At 57.8% G+C, this 18,465-nt stretch carries 16 protein-coding genes; 13 read left to right on the top strand and 3 right to left on the bottom strand.

Translation table 11 applies throughout. The features are described from left to right. Both K5845_RS14885 and secA read right to left on the bottom strand, forming a co-directional pair. Entirely contained in the window at positions 1-1,758 is a 1,758-nt protein-coding gene (locus K5845_RS14885; protein WP_287959359.1) for a carbamoyltransferase family protein, read from the bottom strand. 93 nt (positions 1,759-1,851) lie between these two features. Next, positions 1,852-4,779 carry a preprotein translocase subunit SecA gene (secA, locus tag K5845_RS14890; RefSeq protein ID WP_046476752.1) on the bottom strand — a complete coding sequence of 976 codons (2,928 nt, stop codon included), beginning with the start codon at positions 4,777-4,779 and terminating at the stop codon, positions 1,852-1,854. 458 nt (positions 4,780-5,237) lie between these two features. Between secA and K5845_RS14895 the strand changes: the two genes are divergently transcribed. The 4 genes from K5845_RS14895 (at position 5,238) to mutT (ending at position 8,808) form a co-directional block, all read left to right on the top strand. Then, the gene (locus K5845_RS14895; RefSeq protein WP_287959360.1) at positions 5,238-6,203 is read left to right on the top strand and encodes a peptidylprolyl isomerase; all 966 of its coding nucleotides are present in this window, start codon (positions 5,238-5,240) and stop codon (positions 6,201-6,203) included. A gap of 205 nt (positions 6,204-6,408) precedes the next feature. Then, complete coding sequence (gene argJ / locus K5845_RS14900) at positions 6,409-7,656, top strand: bifunctional glutamate N-acetyltransferase/amino-acid acetyltransferase ArgJ (protein WP_287959361.1); 1,248 nt, start codon at positions 6,409-6,411, stop codon at positions 7,654-7,656. A 49-nt stretch (positions 7,657-7,705) separates the two neighbouring features. Then, complete coding sequence (locus tag K5845_RS14905) at positions 7,706-8,356, top strand: thiopurine S-methyltransferase (RefSeq protein ID WP_287959362.1); 651 nt, start codon at positions 7,706-7,708, stop codon at positions 8,354-8,356. After that, positions 8,356-8,808 (top strand): 8-oxo-dGTP diphosphatase MutT, encoded by a 453-nt coding sequence (gene mutT / locus K5845_RS14910; RefSeq protein ID WP_046476745.1) that lies wholly within the window; start codon positions 8,356-8,358, stop codon positions 8,806-8,808. Before K5845_RS14905 ends, mutT begins: the two co-directional genes overlap by 1 nt. 13 nt (positions 8,809-8,821) lie before the next feature. Here the strand turns inward: mutT and K5845_RS14915 are convergent, their stop codons facing one another. After that, complete coding sequence (locus K5845_RS14915) at positions 8,822-9,757, bottom strand: methyltransferase domain-containing protein (protein ID WP_287959363.1); 936 nt, start codon at positions 9,755-9,757, stop codon at positions 8,822-8,824. Positions 9,758-9,885: 128 nt separating this feature from the next. Here K5845_RS14915 and K5845_RS14920 point away from each other — a divergent pair, with 128 nt between their 5' ends. From K5845_RS14920 to K5845_RS14960, 9 genes are all read left to right on the top strand, one after another. Next, complete coding sequence (locus tag K5845_RS14920) at positions 9,886-10,701, top strand: ComF family protein (RefSeq protein WP_287959364.1); 816 nt, start codon at positions 9,886-9,888, stop codon at positions 10,699-10,701. 96 nt (positions 10,702-10,797) lie between these two features. After that, entirely contained in the window at positions 10,798-11,064 is a 267-nt protein-coding gene (gene grxC, locus K5845_RS14925; RefSeq protein WP_046476741.1) for a glutaredoxin 3, read from the top strand. 91 nt (positions 11,065-11,155) lie between these two features. Next, positions 11,156-12,028, top strand: a complete 873-nt coding sequence (locus K5845_RS14930; protein ID WP_287959365.1) for a carbon-nitrogen hydrolase family protein — start codon at positions 11,156-11,158, stop codon at positions 12,026-12,028. A 16-nt stretch (positions 12,029-12,044) separates the two neighbouring features. Next, on the top strand, positions 12,045-13,175 hold the full coding sequence (locus K5845_RS14935; RefSeq protein ID WP_287959366.1) for a hypothetical protein: 1,131 nt from the start codon (positions 12,045-12,047) through the stop codon (positions 13,173-13,175). 181 nt (positions 13,176-13,356) lie between these two features. Further along, positions 13,357-14,358: a biotin synthase BioB gene (gene bioB, locus K5845_RS14940; protein WP_502814141.1), complete on the top strand. Its 1,002-nt coding sequence runs from the start codon at positions 13,357-13,359 to the stop codon at positions 14,356-14,358. Between the two features lie 41 nt (positions 14,359-14,399). Then, positions 14,400-15,560: an 8-amino-7-oxononanoate synthase gene (locus tag K5845_RS14945; protein ID WP_046476737.1), complete on the top strand. Its 1,161-nt coding sequence runs from the start codon at positions 14,400-14,402 to the stop codon at positions 15,558-15,560. Then, positions 15,557-16,183: a dethiobiotin synthase gene (gene bioD / locus K5845_RS14950; protein ID WP_353736550.1), complete on the top strand. Its 627-nt coding sequence runs from the start codon at positions 15,557-15,559 to the stop codon at positions 16,181-16,183. Before K5845_RS14945 ends, bioD begins: the two co-directional genes overlap by 4 nt. Then, a complete protein-coding gene (locus tag K5845_RS14955; protein WP_287959367.1) occupies positions 16,180-17,451 on the top strand; it encodes an adenosylmethionine--8-amino-7-oxononanoate transaminase in 1,272 nt (423 codons plus the stop codon). Before bioD ends, K5845_RS14955 begins: the two co-directional genes overlap by 4 nt. Continuing rightward, on the top strand, positions 17,448-18,452 hold the full coding sequence (locus tag K5845_RS14960) for a beta-ketoacyl-ACP synthase III (protein WP_046476732.1): 1,005 nt from the start codon (positions 17,448-17,450) through the stop codon (positions 18,450-18,452). Before K5845_RS14955 ends, K5845_RS14960 begins: the two co-directional genes overlap by 4 nt. Positions 18,453-18,465: the final 13 nt, after the last annotated feature.

Genomic DNA, 18,465 nt, shown 5'->3' on the forward strand with positions numbered 1-18,465 from the left:
TCAAATTGGTCCTGGTCGGAATAGCGACTTGGCGCGCGAAACCGCCGCCTTGGGACGCTCATTCACATAGTGTTTGCCTATTGCGAGAACATCCATCCCGGTGCGTAGGAAGCAAGAGATGGCATGTTCAGGCCGTGCAACAATGGGCTCGTGCCGGTTGAAGCTGGTGTTGAGCAGAACGGGTACGCCTGTGATCCGTTTGAAGGCATCGATCACGCGATAAAAATGGGGGTTGTTCGTGGCGGAGACGGTCTGGATACGCGCTGTGCCGTCAACGTGAACGGCAGCGGGGATGATGTCGAGCTTTTCTTCGCGGACCCATGGCGCCATCGTCATGAAGGGGTCGGGTTGATCGATGTGGAAGTACTCTGATGCGTGCTCTTCCAAAACTGCGGGTGCGAATGGACGGAAAGGTTCGCGGTGTTTTATTTTCCCGTTGATGACAGCCTTTATCTCTGCACGCCGAGGATCGGCCAGGATTGAACGATTGCCGAGGGCGCGGGGGCCGAGTTCGAAGCGTCCTTGAAAGAAGCCGATGATTTTACCGTCGGCGAGATCGCGGGCGAGGCGTTCGTAAAGCTCGGTTTCTTCCATGATCTCGGAGGGCACGCCCGCCTCTTCGAGTTCGTGGGCGATATCGGCGTCGGCATATTCCATACCGAGTGATGCGTGGCGTAATTCGTAAGAACGCGGTTTTCCAAGTGTTTGGTGGTAGTGCCACAGAGCGCTGCCGAGGGGAGCGCCGGTATCCGACGCGCAGGGTGGGACCCAAACGCGCTTCATTTCCGTATGTTCGAGGATGCGGGCGTTGGCGACACAGTTGAGCGCAAGGCCGCCTGTAAAAACCAGGTTGCGGGAAGGGAAGCGCTTTTCCATCTCGCGCACGACATGGATGATCGCTTCTTCAGTTACAGTTTGTAGCGCATGGGCAATCGCCAGGTGGCGGTCTTCCAGGAGTTCGCCGGTTTTGCGCGGTGGGCCGAAGACATCAAAGAAGCGCTGCTTGAATGGTTTCAGCTCGCCAAACGTTCTATAGCTGAAATAGTCGAAGTTGACGCTATAACGTCCGTCCGGTTTCAGGTGGATGACGTCGCGAAAACGCTCCACGTAGCTGTCGTCGCCGCAGGCTGCGAGCGCCATTACCTTGCCTTCGTCGGAAAAGCCACCGAAGCCCAGGTATTGGGTCAGAAACGTGTAGACGAGGCCCAGCGAATTGGCCATCGGCTCATGCCAATGACGCTCAATGTTATTGTTCCGTCCAGTGAATATCGTCGTGGCAGCGTCATCGCCGAAGCCATCCATAACGAGGATGCTCGCCTCTTCGAACGGTGAAACGAAAAAGGTCGCCGCGTGCGACTCATGGTGGCCAACGCCGATAATGGGCGGCAAGGGAATGCGGTCTTGTGTGAGCCGTTTGAGCTTGCGACGGAGAACGGCAGAGACGCGCACGATTTCATTACGCTGGGGCGTATGAGAACGCTCTAGCAACAGTGCTAGGCTCATAGGAAGATGGCTGGTGATGGCGCGTGCAAATGTTCTGCGCAGGCGCTGTTCATCCCAGGGCGTTGTGATGACGTCGATGCTGCGGAGATCGGCGATATCATCGCCAAGAGCTTCAACAAGAGCGTGCCGTGGAAAAGCTTTCGTGTGCTTTTCGCGGTTGAATCGTTCTTCCTCGACGACAAGCAATGGCTTGCCATCCTCGATCAGGGCGAGGCCGGTGTCGTGAGTTGCTGCAACTAGCCCCAGGATTCGCAAGCCGCTGTCACACCGTCGTTCACATGGTTTCCCGGTGCCGGATGTTGGAGCGTTTCACTATGCTCGCGTCCGGCTGCCGGCGAAACGAGCTTCTCAATCGTGCTTACCGTGGCAGTGCTTGTACTTTTTGCCCGAACCGCATGGGCACGGTGCGTTTCTTGCGACGCGTCCCCACGTTGCAGGATCGGACGGATCAATATCGCGCGAGCCTCGGCGTGTTTGTAAGGGCGCGCGACGTTCTTCTTCGCCGTATCCATCCCGGCCACCAGCTTCGATCGCGGCATCGGCCATTGCGAACTCGTCCAGGCCAGTCGTTGCATCGATATGATGAGCGTGCATGGGTGGTAGTTCTGTTGGCTGCAGGTACTCGTCCTCAGCTTCCTGAGCGAGCTCGATGTGCATGAGCTGACCGGTTACGGCTTCACGCAATCTCGACAACAGGGCTTCGAATAGAACAAAGGCTTCGGACTTGTATTCATTCAGTGGGTCGCGTTGCCCGTAAGCTCGGAAGCCGATGACCTGACGCAGATGCTCAAGCGTCACAAGGTGTTCACGCCAGAGATGATCCAGCGTCTGAAGGAGCACCATCTTTTCGATCTGACGGAACAGGTCGCTTCCGATGTCGGCGGCTTTGTAGGCGGCCTTTTCTTCGACGGCCTTCGAAAGGCGCTCGCGAATTTCTTCGTCGGCGATGCCTTCTTCGTTGGCCCAGTCGGCAATCGGCAAATCGAGGCCGAAGGTGTTGGAAACCGCTTCGGTCAGGCCGGCAACGTCCCATTGTTCCGCATAAGCGTTTTCAGGAATATGTTTCGTAATCAGCTCGTCGATGACCTGGTTGCGCATCTCCTGGATGATTTCAGAGACGTCGTCTTCGCCCATGATTTCAAGGCGTTGCTCGAAGATGACCTTACGCTGGTCGTTCATCACGTCGTCGTATTTGAGAACGTGCTTACGGGCATCGAAGTTGCGCGCTTCAACTTTGCGCTGCGCCATTTCGAGTGATTTGTTCATCCAGCGATGGGTGATCGCCTCGCCTTCTTGAAGGCCGAGAGACTTCAACACGCTCTCCATGCGATCGGACCCAAAGATCCGCATGAGGTCATCGTCAAGAGCGAGGTAAAACTTTGAGCGTCCGGGGTCACCCTGGCGGCCGGAGCGGCCACGCAGCTGGTTATCGATACGACGGCTTTCGTGGCGTTCGGTTGCGATAACGAAAAGGCCACCGGCATCGAGCGCACGTTGCTTGTCTTTGGCGACCCGCGCTTCGATTTCCTCGAATTTCTTCTTCTTTTCGGTCTCTGTCGGCTCGCGACCAGCTTTGGCTTCTTCTGCCAGCCAGTCCTTGAGTTGATACTCGGCGTTGCCGCCCAACTGAATATCGGTACCGCGGCCTGCCATGTTGGTCGCGATGGTGATCGCGCCGGGAATACCCGCTTGGGCGATGATGCTCGCTTCCTGCTCGTGATAGCGGGCATTCAAGACATTGTGCGGAATGACAGCCTCGGAGCCCTTTGCGTTGCGGGCGCGGTCGATGAGGAAGTTTCCAATATCTGTCAGGTAGTTTTTGAGTTCGCTCTCCTTCTCCTTGAGGGGCTTTGCCTGCTCAATGAGTTTATGGCCGAGTTCGGAGATCAACTTCTTGTCTTTGAGCAACTCCGAGAGCTGTTCGGATTTCTCAATGGATACCGTACCGACAAGTGTCGGCTGTCCGCGTCGTACGCTGTCGGCAATGGTTGTTACGATGGCAGAGAGTTTTTCTCGCTGCGTACGATAAACCTCATCATCTTCGTCAATGCGCGCGATGGTTTTGTTGGTCGGGATCTCGATGACATCGAGCCCGTAAATGTCCATGAATTCCGAGGCTTCAGTAAGCGCCGTACCGGTCATGCCGGCCAACTTTTTGTAGAGCCGGAAGTAATTCTGGAAGGTGATCGAGGCCAGCGTCTGGTTTTCAGGCTGGATCTCGACGTGTTCTTTGGCTTCGAGCGCCTGATGCAGGCCTTCCGAGTAGCGACGTCCAGCCATCATACGGCCGGTGAACTCGTCGATAATGACGACCTGGCCACCTTTAACAATGTAGTCCCGGTCGCGCTGGAACAGCTTGTGAGCTTTTAGCGCCTGATTGACGTGGTGGACTACGGTGACGTTATCGATGTCATAAAGCGAGCTGCCCTTAAGCATTCCAGCGGCTTCGAGCAGCTGCTCGATGTGCTCGTTGCCGACATCGGTCAGCGAGACCTGTCGTTGCTTTTCATCGAGTTCATAATCTTCCGCGTTCAATTGCGGCATGAAGCTGTCGATGGCGTTATAAAGTTCGGCGCGGTCGTCAAGCGGACCAGAGATAATGAGTGGCGTGCGGGCTTCGTCGACCAGGATTGAGTCGACCTCGTCGACGATCGCAAAGAAATGATCGCGTTGGACCATTTCATCGCGGCTCATCTTCATGTTGTCGCGTAGATAATCGAAGCCCAGCTCGTTATTGGTGGCGTACGTTACATCACAATTGTAAGCGTCTTTGCGTGCATCATCATCGAGTTCATGGACGATGCAACCGACAGTTAGGCCTAGGAAACGATAGATCTGGCCCATCCAGTCGGCGTCGCGTTGGGCGAGATAGTCGTTGACCGTAACGACGTGGACGCCTTTGCCAGCCAATGCGTTGAGGTAGACGGGTAGTGTCGCCACAAGCGTCTTACCTTCACCGGTCTTCATTTCGGCGATATTGCCACCGTGCAGGACCATGCCGCCGATCAACTGGACGTCGAAGTGACGCTGGCCTAGCGTTCGCTTTGCGGCCTCGCGCACGGTTGCGAAAGCAGGAACCAAAAGGTCGTCGAGTTTGGCCCCTTCTTTGATCTGGCGGCGGAACTCTTCGGTCCGGGCTCGCAGGGCGTCATCCGATAGGGCCTCGATTTCCGGTTCCAGAGCGTTTATTGCCTGAACGCGGGGGCGGTAGCTCTTTACGCGCCTCGCATTGGACGAGCCGAAAATCTTGGTTGCCAGCGTGGCGATTGGGAGCATTCGGTCCTCAAACGTTTTTCAAACGGGAGCCCCTCCGGACATCCCAAAAATTCTCAGCCCCGCTGCCGTCATACGCATCGCAAGCCCGTTCACGCGATGCTCACACCGGTGGTTGGGCGCGATCTTCAACCTTGGGTGGAAGAACGGCCGAGAGTGCGAAGCCGACACGACAAAGTGCGGCCAGACGAACCGGTCCATGCCGTTAGAGGCAGAAATAAGGACCGGCAAGCGTAAATGTCAACGGATCGCCGTGGCTGAGACGGGTCGAAACGCGATCAGCGGTTGACCAATCTATCGAAATCTTCACTTGGCAGCGTCGCATGGGCTGGTCTATCGATGCCGGCAACACATTGAGTTTTAACACTCCTACGATGGCCGGGCCGGTTCAAAAGTCACAACTAAGAGCCGTGGCGGTAGAAGCCAATCGACCGGGAAAGGAACAACGCGTGAAAGTTTCCATGACATCCAAGTCCACAATGAATTTACTCGCGGCGGCCATGCTTGGCGCCCTCGTCTGGCTGCCTGCTGGGCCAATCGCCGCCGAAGATGCACCGCTGGCAACCGTCAATGGCAAGCCCGTTACGGATCGGGATCTGCAACTAGCAGAATCTGAAATCGGCTCCGACCTCGGCAATCTGCCGGAGTCCACGCGACGTCGCGTTTTAGTTGAATACATTATCGAAACGCAACTTATGGCGGATGCCGCGCTTGGCGAAAAGATGGATCAGGCGCCGGGCTTCGATGAGCGGATGGCCTACTACAAGCGCAAAGCGCTACGCGAAGCCTACTTCGATAGCAAAATCAAGGACTCTGTGGGTGAAGCGGCCGCTAAGGCATTTTACGACGACCAGATCAAAGGCATGAAGCCGGAGGAAGAGGTCAAAGCGCGTCACATTCTGGTGAAAACAGAAGAAGAGGCGCGTGATATCAAGGAAAAGATCGCTCGCGGAGCCGACTTTGCGGAGATGGCTAAGGAATTCTCTCAGGACCCTGGGACGAAGGACAACGGTGGGCTTCTTGGCTTCTTCTCGCGCGGTCAGATGGTTCCACAGTTCGAGGAGCCTGCGTTCATGCTAGAGCCGGGCGATATTTCCGATCCGGTCGAGAGCCGGTTCGGCTGGCACCTGATCAAGGTCGAGGAGCGCCGCAAGAAGCCGCTGCCGACATTCGACGAGGTCAAGGACCGCATTCTTAACTCAATGATCCATCGCAAGGCTCAGTCCGTCGCGGAGGATCTCCGTAAAAACGCGAAGATTGAATACGTCGATCCGGAGATCAAAAAGGAAGTGGCGGCGCAAGAGGCTCAAGCCGAGCAGCAGCGCCAAATGATCGAGCAGCAAATCAAGCAGCTTGAGGCGAAAGAAAAGGCAGTCGAGGCGGACAAGAAAGATGCCGAACCGGCTGAGGGCAAGAAAGCCGAATAAGCCGGCGCTCGCTCTAATCTTTGCTGATGTCTCGGGCCGCTTGTTTTTTTGCGGCCCGAACTGTTTTCTGTGCCGGGGTTTCAGTCCTTTCACCTTTTGTTGAATCGCGGAGCCCCCCTTAGCTCTTTGTTTGGTTGTGCTTCTTATCGGAAAGCCGGTTTCCACTTTTCCGGATGCACGCCACCTTCTCATTCGGAGATCCGAGATGGGTTCACCACCACCGCTTTCGCCGTTCGCCCCCAAATCATTGCCGCAGGCTGCTCCGGTGGAAGGCGTGCGTTTGGCGGTCGCTGAAGCGGGTATTCGCTATAAGGGCCGAAAGGATTTGATGGTGGCAGTACTGGACCCTGGCACGGTGGTAGCCGGCGTCCTCACGCAGTCCAAAACAAGATCTGCGCCTGTCGATTGGTGCGCGGCTCAATTGCGTCACGGATGCGCGCGGGCATTGGTGGTCAATTCCGGTAATGCGAATGCTTTTACGGGTAAGCGCGGGCAGGAAGCTGTCGAGATCACGGCAGCCGCAGCGGCGGAGGCGGTTGGGTGTGCTCCAGAAGAGGTGATGCTGGCTTCGACGGGTGTCATCGGAGAGCCGATGGACGCCGGTGCGTTTTCACATCTGCTGAAAGGGCTTGTCGCTGACGCGGCACCTGATGCGCTGTTGCCTGCGGCGCAGGCTATCATGACGACGGACACCTATCCCAAGCTCGTGTCTGTGAGCCTTGATTTGGATGGGGTGCCGGTGCGCATTGCCGGTTTCGCCAAGGGCGCAGGCATGATCGCGCCCGACATGGCGACGATGCTGAGCTTTATTTTTACCGATGCTCCGATCGCACAACCGGTTCTGCAAGCTCTCGTTTCAGATCTCGCCGATCAAACCTTCAACTGCATCACTGTGGATGGTGATACCTCGACCAGCGATACCGTTCTTGTGTTCGCAACGGGTAAAGCTGCGGAGCGCGGTGCGGCGGAGATTGCGGACGCAATGGATCCTCGCGTTCCGGCGTTTTCTGCTGCGCTCAAGGGCGTGATGCATGACCTCGCGATGGCGATCGTTAAAGACGGCGAGGGATTGAGCAAGTTCGTGGAAATCGAGGTGACGGGTGCTGAGAGTGACAAGGCAGCCCGAACAATCGCTTTTTCTATTGCCAATTCACCAATCATGAAGGCCGCGATCGCCGGTGAAGATCCGAACTGGGGACGCGTCGTCATGGCGGTGGGCAAATCCGGAGAGGCTGCTGACCGCGACCGGCTTTCGATCTGGTTCGGGCCGCATCTCGTCGCGAAAGAGGGGGAGCGCGCGCCGGAGTATGTCGAACAGACCGTGGCTCAATATATGAAGAACGCTGAGATTAAGATCTGCGTCGACGTTGGTATCGGCGGCGGTCACGCACGTGTGTGGACTTGCGATTTGACGCACGCGTACATTTCTATCAATGCGGATTATCGCAGCTAGAAACAAACGAGAGGGATGCTGCACGCATCTCCGCGATGAGGTGAGAGCGATGGAACCAGAATTCTGGATCAAGCGCTGGGAAACGGGTGACATCGGCTTTCATCGTGACGAGGTGCAGGCGGGGCTATCCGAATTCTGGCCGCAGATCGCCCAGAACACTGAAACCCGTGTTTTTGTGCCTCTGTGCGGTAAAAGTCTCGATATGCGTTGGCTTGCGGCGCGCGGGCATTCCGTGCTCGGCGTGGAACTCAGTGCACAGGCGGTTGAAGCCTTCTTTGAGAATGAGCGGCTTGAGCCTGAGGTGCGCCGGGAAGAAAGTTTCTCGGTTTATTCTGCGGGGCCATTTGAGATCTGGTGCGGCGATCTGTTTCAATTGCCCGAAGGCGTCCTTGAAAATGTCTCTTATTTTTATGACCGGGCGAGCCTTGTGGCACTCCCTCCCGACATGCGGGCCAAGTATGCGCGGAGGCTGGGGGAGGTGTTGAAGCCTGAGGTCAGTGGGTTGCTCGTTTCGCTTTCCTATAATCCTGCCGAAATGTCTGGCCCGCCTTTTTCGGTGTCGAAGGTCGAAGTGGAAAAGCTGTTTGGCGACCGTTTCGCGATAGATCTACTATCTGAGCGTGATGCTCTTGCAGGAAATGCCAATCTCATAAAACGTGGCCTGACGGGTCTCGTTGAAACTTGTTACAGGCTGCGCTGATGGCTCTTACTACTTTACGTCCTTCATCCGAGGGAGATGCGGCACCGCAGTCCAAAATGCTGCTTGTTGTGGCCGCTGCGCTTGTCGATCCGAACAACCATGTGCTTATCGCGCGACGTCCTGCAGGCAAAAATCTCGCTGGTCTGTGGGAGTTTCCCGGCGGCAAGGTGGACGTCGGGGAAACGCCCGAGGCGGCTCTCGTGCGCGAATTGCGTGAGGAACTGGACATCGAGGTCTGTGAAAGCTGCCTCGCACCGTTCACCTTCGCCAGCCACACTTACGAGCAGTTTCATTTGCTGATGCCCCTTTACCTCTGTCGGAAGTGGGATGGGGACATCGTCGCGCGGGAAGGCCAGGAGTTGGCTTGGGTGCGTGCCAGTCGACTCGGCAAGTATCCGATGCCGCCAGCAGACATTCCGCTTGTCCCCATGCTGAGGGACCTGCTCGGCTGATCAAGTGGTTCGACTAGTCTCGACGTTTTGAATTGCCGACTTGGTCCGGTTTTTCTCCGGTGGAACGTTCCGTCGTGCCTAGGGCGTCTGCCAGACGATGTTGTGCGGAGCCTGGACGCAAGGGCTTCTGCTGACTTTCGTGCGGTGCCCATGCCGTCATCGTGATCAATTCAAAGGTAGCGGGTATCCTTCCGTCAGAGGTTGCGAAGGTGTCTATATAAACCTTGCATGCGCGCGCCAGCAGATGGCGCGTGACGGGGTGTCTGTGCCGCCCTGATAGAGCATTTGCGGCGCCCATTTTCTTGAGTTCCCTCATCAGTGCGAGGGGGGAATCATAGGTCACTGTCAGCGTTTCGGAATCGACGACGGGAAGTGCAAAGCCCGCTCGCTGCAAAAGAGCCCCTACCTCGCGGACATCGGCAAAAGGTGCCACGCGCGGCGAGACGCCACCGGAAACTTCGGACTCAGCAACCAGCCAAGCATGACGCAGTTCTCTCAACGTGGCGCCGCCTAGCAATGTGGCCAGGAGCAGACCGTCAGGCCGCAAAGCCTTGCGGATCTGAATGAGGGTGCCGGGCAAATCGTTGACGAACTGGAACGCTAAGCCAGAGACGACCAGATCAAGGCTTTCGGAAGCAAACGGGAGGGCCTCTTCATCGGCGAGGACGCGGGGGCCCGTGCATTGCATGAGGAGGTTGAGCGATGCGTCGGCGTCTATCACCACGCCGACGTTGTCGAGTTCTCTAATTCTACGGCTTAGCAGACCGTGGTGGGCTCCAAGATTGAGCGCTGCCGGAAATGATCGCGTGACGATGGATAGGCGGTCAACGAGGTCGTCACTCACATAAGCCAGCAGAAAGTCGTGATCGGCGGCACCACCCGCGGCGCGGTTGCGCTGACGGCGAAGCTGGGCACGGTCAAAAACGATATTTGAGGTCTCGGATGCCATTCCTGATTCCGTGGCTTTGCAGGCCTGGGCGATATGAATAGAGGCGTGCACTTCGTTCTACATAGGTCGCGCTGGCTCTCGCCGATTCAAGCTGAGCAGGCTATCCTCGTGTACGGAGGAATTTGCTTATGGTTGTTTCAGGCAAGGGCGAAGGTAACGGCGCAGAGCCGCAGACACGCTCAGCTTTTAGCGCATTTTTTGTCAATGCGCGCGCACTTGCCGGTCGCCTCGCCGACACCATTGTTCCGCCTGTCTGTCTCGCGTGCCAGGCTCCCTTATCCGTACATCATGCGCTTTGCCCGGAATGTTGGTGCCAAATAGATTTTATTCGTGCGCCTTTGTGTGACCGGCTCGGTTTGCCTCTGCCGTTTGATACGGGTGGGGTCATGATTTCGGCGGCGGCCGCGGTGCGCGTGCCGCTCTATCATCGGGCGCGTGCGGTCGCGAGTTATGACGGCGTTATGCGTCAGCTTATCCATCGCTTCAAATATCACGATCGCCACGATATTCGGCGGCTATTCGGTGGTTGGCTGCTGCAGGCGGGGCACGAATTGCTAGATACCGCTGATGTCATTGTCCCCGTTCCGCTCAATCGCTTACGGCTGCTCAAGCGCCGATTCAATCAAGCGGCCATCCTGGGCGGGGAGCTCAGCCGACGGTCGGGGGTAAAGCACTCACCTATGGTCCTGCACCGCGTGCGGGCGACCCGGAGCCAAGTCGGTTTGACCCATGCGCAACGGAGGCAGAATGTGCGGGGGGCGTTTGTTATCGCACCTATGGGGCGGTCCATTGTGCAGGGACGCCGCGTTCTTCTTGTTGACGATGTCGTTACGACCGGCGCCACGGTGGAGGCTTGTGCCAAGGTCTTGCTGGATGCCGGTGCGGTGGCAGTTGATGTTCTGGCCTTGGCGTTGGTCACGGAGCCCGAACGCATGACGACGTAACGTCGCGGTTGTTGAAAGTGCATGGTTAGGGCTTTGCCAGGAACACCTGCTATCGCTAGCTTTTCGGGTTGATCCGGCAGCGTGTGAGACGAGGGAATGGCGCACATAACCATCTACACAACACTGTTGTGTCCATACTGCCATATGGCCACAAACCTGCTCCGCAAAAAGAATGCCCCGTTTGAGGAAATTGATGTTACGGCGCGCGCTGATTTGCGGGAGGCCATGCGTGCGAAGGCGGCGGGTCGCAATACGGTGCCGCAGATCTTTATCGGTGATGAGCATGTTGGCGGCTGGGACGATCTGTTCGCCCTTGAAACCACAGGCCGTCTCGACGCTAAGCTGACCCCCCGGAGTGATTGAGCAGTTTTCGGGGTTTCTCTCGATAGCCGAGCGGCGTATTCCTTTTTGTTAGCGTGGTCAGCGAAGCATATTCGAATACAACGGGCGGCACATGACTAATAACACTATTGCAGGTGCAAAAATTCGGGCGGGCCTCGTACAAATGTGCTCGGGCCGTACGGTCGACGCCAATGTGACGGCAGCGGTTGCGTTGATCCGTGAGGCGGCATCGGGGGGCGCGCAGTATGTTCAGACGCCCGAAGTCACGACGCTGATGGAGCTCGATCGCGAACGTTTGTTTGCCGCTTGTCAGCCGGAGCAAGGAAATGAGGCGTTAGCGGCGTTTCAGTCGGTTGCGCACGCGCTTGGGATTTGGCTGCACATCGGATCGATCCCCGTGCGGGTAACGCCGGACAAGCTGGCGAACAGGTCTTTCCTGATTTCACCCGCTGGCGAGATCGCCGCGCGCTATGACAAGATCCATATGTTCGACGTCGAGCTTGCCAATGGTGAGAGTTACCGCGAAAGCGAGAACTATAAGGCCGGAGAAGAAGCCGTGATCGCGGCCACACCTTGGGGCGGCCTCGGTTTGACGATCTGCTACGACCTACGTTTTCCCTATCTTTTCCGGGCGTTGGCTCATGGCGGGGCTTCGTTGTTAGCCGTGCCTGCGGCGTTCACGCGTACGACGGGTGAGGCGCACTGGCATACCTTGTTGCGTTCGCGGGCGATCGAGGCACAGTGTTTCGTGCTTGCAGCGGCGCAGGGTGGTCAGCATGAGCATGGCCGTTCAACCTATGGTCATAGCGTCATCATTTCGCCTTGGGGTGAAGTTCTGGCCGAAGGCGGGACGGAACCGGGCGTCGTTTTTGCTGACATCGATTTGGGGCAAGTTGCTCAAGTCCGTGCGCGTGTTCCGTCTTTGCGGCATGACCGTTCCTTCACGTTAACGACGCAGGCGATGACGGCGCCGGTGGAGAGCTGAGGGAACCCTGCTCCGCATGACGGACGAGGTACGAGCGCTGGAAGTGGGGCGGGGCCGCGAACCGGAGCGCTCGTGCGCGCGGGAGTTGAAGACAGGTTTCAATTGGTCGGGCCATGCGCGGATACTGCTGCTGACGTTCGCCGTTTCGGCTGTGGCCCTTGTTCTTATTGTGGCGGCGTTGAATCCGTACGGCAATCTGCCGTGGAGTTTCACCGGATCTCATGTCGTCATGGACGACAATCAGCGCTTTCAGTATCCGGCGCTGGTGCGGGAAAAGGACTACGATTCGGTTGTCGTCGGAACGTCAACGTCACGCTTGTTGGATCCAGAGCTTCTTGATGCCCAGTTTGGCGGCCGATTTCTGAACCTAGCGCTCAATGATGGGCGGGCCTGGGAGCAGAGCCAACTCATGCACCTCGTGCAGTCTGAAGGGGCAAAACTCCATACCCTTATTGTCGGCCTTGATGTGGTGTGGTGCGATCAGCGTGCCGATGAGCGGCGTATCACAAAGCGGGGCTTTCCCGATTGGATGTACGACGTCAATCCCTGGAACGATTTCCCGTTCATGCTGAATGGAAAGGCCGTTGAAATCGCCGGCCGGAAGCTTGCTTATCATTTGGGGCTCACAGAGGCTCGCATATCCTCACGCGGGTTCGAGGTCTTTGTTCCGCCGGATGCGAGCTATGACGCTGAAAAGGCCAAACGTAAGATTTGGGGAAATCGCGGGCATCGACGCACTGCTGCCTCAAAACCTTACGTAGCTTCGGATGCAGAGCGGAAGGGATGGGATTTTCCAGCCTTGAAGTGGCTGGACGCCGATTTGGGTGCGCTCGCTGCTCAGCGGGTGATCCTGGTTTTTATGCCGGTTCATATTGCTGCCCAGCCGCGTCTTGGTAGCGACGTTGCCGCCGTCGAAACGGAATGTAAGTCCCGCATAGCCGGCTTAGCACGTCGGCACGACGCCTATCTTATTGATTTTCGGCGCCATTCTCAGCTTACGATCCGCGACGAGAATTATTGGGACAATTTGCACTATCGGTTACCGATAGCCGGACAAATCATCGATAGCCTCGGCGAAGCTCTTAAAACGGGTGGCGCCGCCGCAGACGGAACATGGCATGTTCTGGCGCAACCTGCAGGCAAATAGCCGCAGAATGCTGGGATACCAGGGTGATTTGGGCCTCGTGGAAAGTACAACCGCTGACAAGGGCTTGCCGGAGCGGGCTCGGCGGTGCACAAAATGCGGCCAAACAAGGCGGTAAGTGTTCGCCGCGGCTGGTTCAGTTAAAGAGCCGACACCTCCACGGGATAGCAAGGAGAGATAATTCATGCTCACCGACACGGTTGCAATGGCGCGCGCCGAGACGGCGAAGCGGAGCGATGTGCGTCATGATTGGACACGTGTCGAAGCGCTCGAACTCTATCGGCGCCCGTTTAACGATCTGCTTTTTGAGGCGCACACGCTTCATCGTCGCTACTTCGACGCCAACGCCGTCCAGAAGAGCCAGCTGATTTCGATCAAGACGGCCGGGTGCCCGGAGGATTGCGGATATTGCAGCCAGTCCGCGAAATACGATTCCGGCTTGAAGGCTTCAAAGCTGATGGCGGTCCAGGAGGTGCTCGAAGGCGCGCGTGCGGCCAAGGCTTCGGGCGCTACTCGCTACTGCATGGGGGCAGCATGGCGGAGCCCGAAGGCGCGTGACATGGACACGATCGTGGCCATGGTCGAGGGCGTGAAAGAATTGGGCCTTGAGACGTGCATGACGCTGGGCATGCTCACCGACGACGATGTCGGCCGGCTCAAGGATGCCGGACTCGACTACTACAACCACAACATCGATACATCGGAGCGCTATTACTCCGAGATCATCACAACGCGCAGCTTTGAAAGCCGTATCGACACGATCAATCGGGTGCGCGAAGCGGGCATAAAGGTTTGCTGCGGCGGCATTCTCGGTATGGGCGAGGATAGTCAGGACCGGGTCGACATGCTGGTCACGCTGGCTAATCTCGAACAGCATCCGGAAAGTGTCCCGATCAACATGCTCATACCGATTCCGGGGACGCCGTTGGCGTCGACGGAGAGGATCGATGGTATCGACTTCGTACGCACCATTGCAGTTGCGCGCATCATGATGCCGAAGTCAGTCGTTCGCTTGTCCGCCGGGCGCACGGAGATGAGCGACGAGCTTCAAGCTCTATGCTTCTTTGCCGGAGCGAACTCGATCTTTGTCGGCGAGACATTGCTCACGGCGGACAATCCTGGCGAAGACGCGGATGATGTGCTGTTCGACAAGCTCGGTCTTCAAGGTATGGCACCCGGAACCTGAAGGGGTTCGTTAGCCGGATGACCTGAAAGGCGAAAGGCTCCATGAACGACGCGCGGGCGAAAAGCAGGCACGCAGCTCAGGCGCGCGGTCTTGAAGCGCTGGCCCGTCGCAATCGGTTGCGGCAGCTTTCACCGCGCGCAGGGCTCGACTTTGCCTCAAACGATTATCTCGGCTTGGCTTCGGCTCCTGAGTTGCGGGAAGCGGCGATGGTTGCTTTGGAGCAGGGGGCAAGTATCGGCTCTGGAGGATCGCGTCTCCTACGAGGGAACGATGCTGAACACGAGGCGCTTGAGGCGGAAGCGGCCACGTTCTTCGGAGCTGAGGCTGCGCTCTTCTTCGGCGGCGGATTTGTTGCGAACTACGCACTGTTTTCTACGCTGCCGCAGCGCGAAGACCTTATCATCCATGATGAACTGATCCACGCCAGCGTGCACGATGGTATGAAGGCTTCGCGCGCTCCGCATGTTGCCGTTCCGCATAACGACGTGCAGGCGTTCGGGGATGCCATCGCGAAGTGGCGGTCTCAGGGGCATACGGGACGAGCCTGGATTGCGGTGGAAAGTCTCTACAGCATGGATGGGGACATCGCGCCGCTGGAAGACCTGATGAGCGTCGCGCGCTGGCATGATGCGATACTGGTTGCCGATGAGGCCCATGCGACGGGCGTCTTTGGTCCTCAAGGCCGGGGGCTCTCGGCGAGGTTCGAGGCGACCGAGAATTTCATCGCGCTTCATACCTGTGGCAAAGCGCTGGGCGTTATGGGCGGGATTATTACGGCGCCCAAGGTCTTGTGTGATTTCATCGTCAATCGGGGGCGTCCGTTTATTTATGCGACGGCTCCCTCGCCTCTGCTTGCGGCGGTGGTGCGGGCAAGTCTTCGGCTCATCGCGCGGGGCGACGAGCGCCGGGCGCAGTTGAACCACCTTGTTCAGCGTGTCGGGCGGGCACTTGAAGAGAAATGTGGTATCCAGCCCACGGGCACACAGATCCAGCCGGTGATTGTCGGAAGTGATGCTGAGGCCGTGCGACTTGCGGCGGCAATGCAAACGCGCGGGTATGATATCCGTGCGATCCGCCCACCTACGGTGCCGGAAGGAACCGCGCGGCTGAGGCTGTCGCTTAATCTCAATGTGAGCGAGGACGAGGCGTTGGCCATGGTTGATGACCTCGCGGAAGAACAAGCGCAACGGCTTGCATCATGACATCGGGTTTCATTGTTGCCGGAACCGACACGGGGATCGGAAAAACCGTCTTTTGTGCAGCGCTCACACGTGCGCTCGGCTTCAACTACTGGAAGCCCGTTCAAGCGGGGACGCAGGAGGAGACCGATACGCAGGTCGTGCAGCGGCTTTCAGGTTTGCCTGCGGATCACTTCCTTGAGCCGCGACACAGTTTGCGCACGCCCTGCTCACCTCATCTCGCGGCGGAGATTGACAAGGTTCAAATCGAGCGGTCGCAGTTAGGTCTGCCTGAGACGGCGCGCCCCGTCGTTGTCGAGCTTGCCGGGGGGCTGCTGGTGCCGCTCACACGCGACCTGCTCCAGATCGATGTCATGGCGGATTGGGCGCTTCCGATTATTCTCTGCGCGCGGACGTCGCTGGGTACGATCAACCATACTTTGCTCTCGATCGACGTGTTGAAGACGCGAGGTCTCAACATTCACGGGATCACTTTCATTGGTGAGGAGAACATCGATACGGAACGCACGATATGCGATTTCGCGATGACACGGCGTCTGGGGCGTTTGCCCTTGTTGGCGTCCCTCGATGCGGTAACTCTGCATGCGGCATTCGACGCGCACTTTCGTCGTGAGGTTTTCCAATGAGCGTGCAATCAGAATCGCCCGTTTGGCATCCTTTCACGCAACATGCGCTGCAGGCAGAGTTTCCGGAAATTGCGCGTGCTAAGGGTGCGATCCTGCAAACGGCTTCAGGCCGGAAGATCCTCGATGCCATTTCGTCGTGGTGGGTTGTTACCCACGGTCATCGGCATCCGCACATCATGGACGCGATAAAGCGTCAGTGCGATGTGCTGGATCATGTCATCTTCGCTGGCTTTACGCATGAGCCTGCGGAGCGGCTGGCGCAGGAACTCATCCGTCTTGCTCCCGCAGGCTTGTCGCATGTGTTTTATTCCGATTCCGGATCGACCGCCGTTGAGGTCGGGCTGAAGATGGCGCTCGGGTATTGGCACAACAGAGGGGAACCGCGTTCACGCATCCTTGCGCTGGAGCACGCCTATCATGGCGACACTGTCGGAACGATGTCGGCAGGTGCGCGGGGCGTTTTCAATGAGGCCTATGCGCCTTTGTTGTTCGACGTCGAGCGGTTGCCGTTTCCTGAGCTGGGGAGCGAGCAGGGCACGCTCGATGCGCTTGAAGCAGCATGCCGTGATCAGGCGGTGGCTGCGCTCATCGTGGAACCATTGATCCTTGGGGCCGGAGGTATGCTGACCTGGCCGGCGGAGACGCTCGCAGAGATGAAGCGCATCTGTGAACGGTTTGATGTGCTGTTGATTGCCGACGAGGTCATGACAGGGTGGGGGCGGACGGGCACGTTGTTTGCGTGTGAACAGGCAGGCATCACGCCTGATATTCTGTGTCTGGCAAAGGGGATCACGGGGGGAAGCATGCCGCTAGCGGCGACGCTGGCGACGGCGCCGATATTTGAAGCGCACTATTCTCAAGATCGCACGCGGACCTTTTATCATTCGAGTTCGTATACGGCGAACCCGATCGCCTGCGCCGCTGCGTTGGCCAACGTCGGAATCTGGCAAAGCGAGCCGGTGGGCCAACGTATCTCGACCTTGAGCACGCTACAGTCCGAACGGCTCAACCGGTTTTCCGGTGACCAGCGTTTTTCATCCCTGCGTCAGTGCGGGACGATTGCAGCTATGGATCTGGCTTGCGGGGATCCTGGCTATCTCGCCGGGGTAGGGCCTCGCCTTTATGACTTCTTCCTCGAAAGGGACGTTCTGTTGCGACCGTTGGGCTCCACGATCTATGTGCTTCCGCCGTACTGTGTGACGGCGCAGGATCTCGACAAAATTTATGATGCGATTTCTGATGCCGCCGAGTTGGTTAATGCCGCATGAGTGTCGCGGGCAGTAGGAATAGCATTGGTGTAGAGATCGCTGGGCTTGGGCATTATGCGCCGGAGCGGATCGTTACCAATGCCGAAATCGAGCAGCAGCTTGGGCTCGAAGCTGGGTGGATCGAGCGGCGGACGGGAATCCGGTCCCGCCGATGGGCGCATGATGATCAGGCACTTTCGGACATCGCAATTGCTGCAGGGGAGCGGGCGCTAGAGCGGGCGGGACTCGCACGCAAGGACGTCGGGCTTTTGTTGCTCGCGACGTCTACACCGGATCATTTGTTGCCGCCGTCGGCTCCGCTCGTGGCGCATCGCCTGGGGTTGAGCCGGGCCGGGGGCATTGACATGGCAGGCGCCTGCGCCGGTTTCGTTTATGCTTTGAGCTTGGCGGATTCCTTCGTGAGAACAAGGCGCGTTCCAGTTCTTGTCATCGCTGGCAATATTCTGTCGCGGCGCATAAATCCGGAAGAGCGTGCGAGCGCGATCCTTTTTGCCGATGCTGCAGGCGCCGTTTTGCTGGCTCCGAGTTCCAGAGAAAATGCAGGCGTTATCGGTTGCGAACTGGCGAGTGAGGGTGATGGATACGATCTCATCAAAATCCCGTCAGGAGGAAGCCGGCAGCCATTCCGCATGGGGCTGGATCCAATTGAAACGCTGATGTCGTTGTCTGACGGACGGGCCGTGTTTCAGAAGGCGGTGGCCATGATGACAGATACAAGTCGTGCAGCTTTGACGCAGGCAGGACTGAGTATTTCGGACATCGACCATTGGATTCCACACCAGGCAAATGCCCGCATTATTGAGGCCGTTCGCGGGCGTTTGGGGTGTTCAGCCGACCAAGTTATTTCGACAGTGCCAGACTACGCGAATAGCTCCGCCGCCTCGATTCCGTTCACGCTATCGAAAGGTGCGGAAGCTCGCGACTATCGTTCCTCGCAAGTCGTGCTATTCTCGGCAGCAGGCGCTGGTCTGACAGGTGGCGCGGTCGTCTTCCGTCTCTAGGGAACTGGAAGGC

Origin of the sequence: Filomicrobium sp. (assembly GCF_025698805.1) — a bacterium.
GTDB classification, from domain to species: Bacteria; Pseudomonadota; Alphaproteobacteria; order Rhizobiales; family Hyphomicrobiaceae; genus Filomicrobium; species Filomicrobium insigne.

Coding starts and splice junctions, on each gene's coding strand:
- secA (WP_046476752.1), bottom strand. CDS start 4,779: ATGCTCCCAATCGCCACGCTGGCAACCAAGATTTTCGGCTCGTCCAAT.
- K5845_RS14895 (WP_287959360.1), top strand. CDS start 5,238: ATGACATCCAAGTCCACAATGAATTTACTCGCGGCGGCCATGCTTGGC.
- argJ (WP_287959361.1), top strand. CDS start 6,409: ATGGGTTCACCACCACCGCTTTCGCCGTTCGCCCCCAAATCATTGCCG.
- K5845_RS14905 (WP_287959362.1), top strand. CDS start 7,706: ATGGAACCAGAATTCTGGATCAAGCGCTGGGAAACGGGTGACATCGGC.
- mutT (WP_046476745.1), top strand. CDS start 8,356: ATGGCTCTTACTACTTTACGTCCTTCATCCGAGGGAGATGCGGCACCG.
- K5845_RS14915 (WP_287959363.1), bottom strand. CDS start 9,757: ATGGCATCCGAGACCTCAAATATCGTTTTTGACCGTGCCCAGCTTCGC.
- K5845_RS14920 (WP_287959364.1), top strand. CDS start 9,886: ATGGTTGTTTCAGGCAAGGGCGAAGGTAACGGCGCAGAGCCGCAGACA.
- grxC (WP_046476741.1), top strand. CDS start 10,798: ATGGCGCACATAACCATCTACACAACACTGTTGTGTCCATACTGCCAT.
- K5845_RS14930 (WP_287959365.1), top strand. CDS start 11,156: ATGACTAATAACACTATTGCAGGTGCAAAAATTCGGGCGGGCCTCGTA.
- K5845_RS14935 (WP_287959366.1), top strand. CDS start 12,045: ATGACGGACGAGGTACGAGCGCTGGAAGTGGGGCGGGGCCGCGAACCG.
- bioB (WP_502814141.1), top strand. CDS start 13,357: ATGCTCACCGACACGGTTGCAATGGCGCGCGCCGAGACGGCGAAGCGG.
- K5845_RS14945 (WP_046476737.1), top strand. CDS start 14,400: ATGAACGACGCGCGGGCGAAAAGCAGGCACGCAGCTCAGGCGCGCGGT.
- bioD (WP_353736550.1), top strand. CDS start 15,557: ATGACATCGGGTTTCATTGTTGCCGGAACCGACACGGGGATCGGAAAA.
- K5845_RS14955 (WP_287959367.1), top strand. CDS start 16,180: ATGAGCGTGCAATCAGAATCGCCCGTTTGGCATCCTTTCACGCAACAT.
- K5845_RS14960 (WP_046476732.1), top strand. CDS start 17,448: ATGAGTGTCGCGGGCAGTAGGAATAGCATTGGTGTAGAGATCGCTGGG.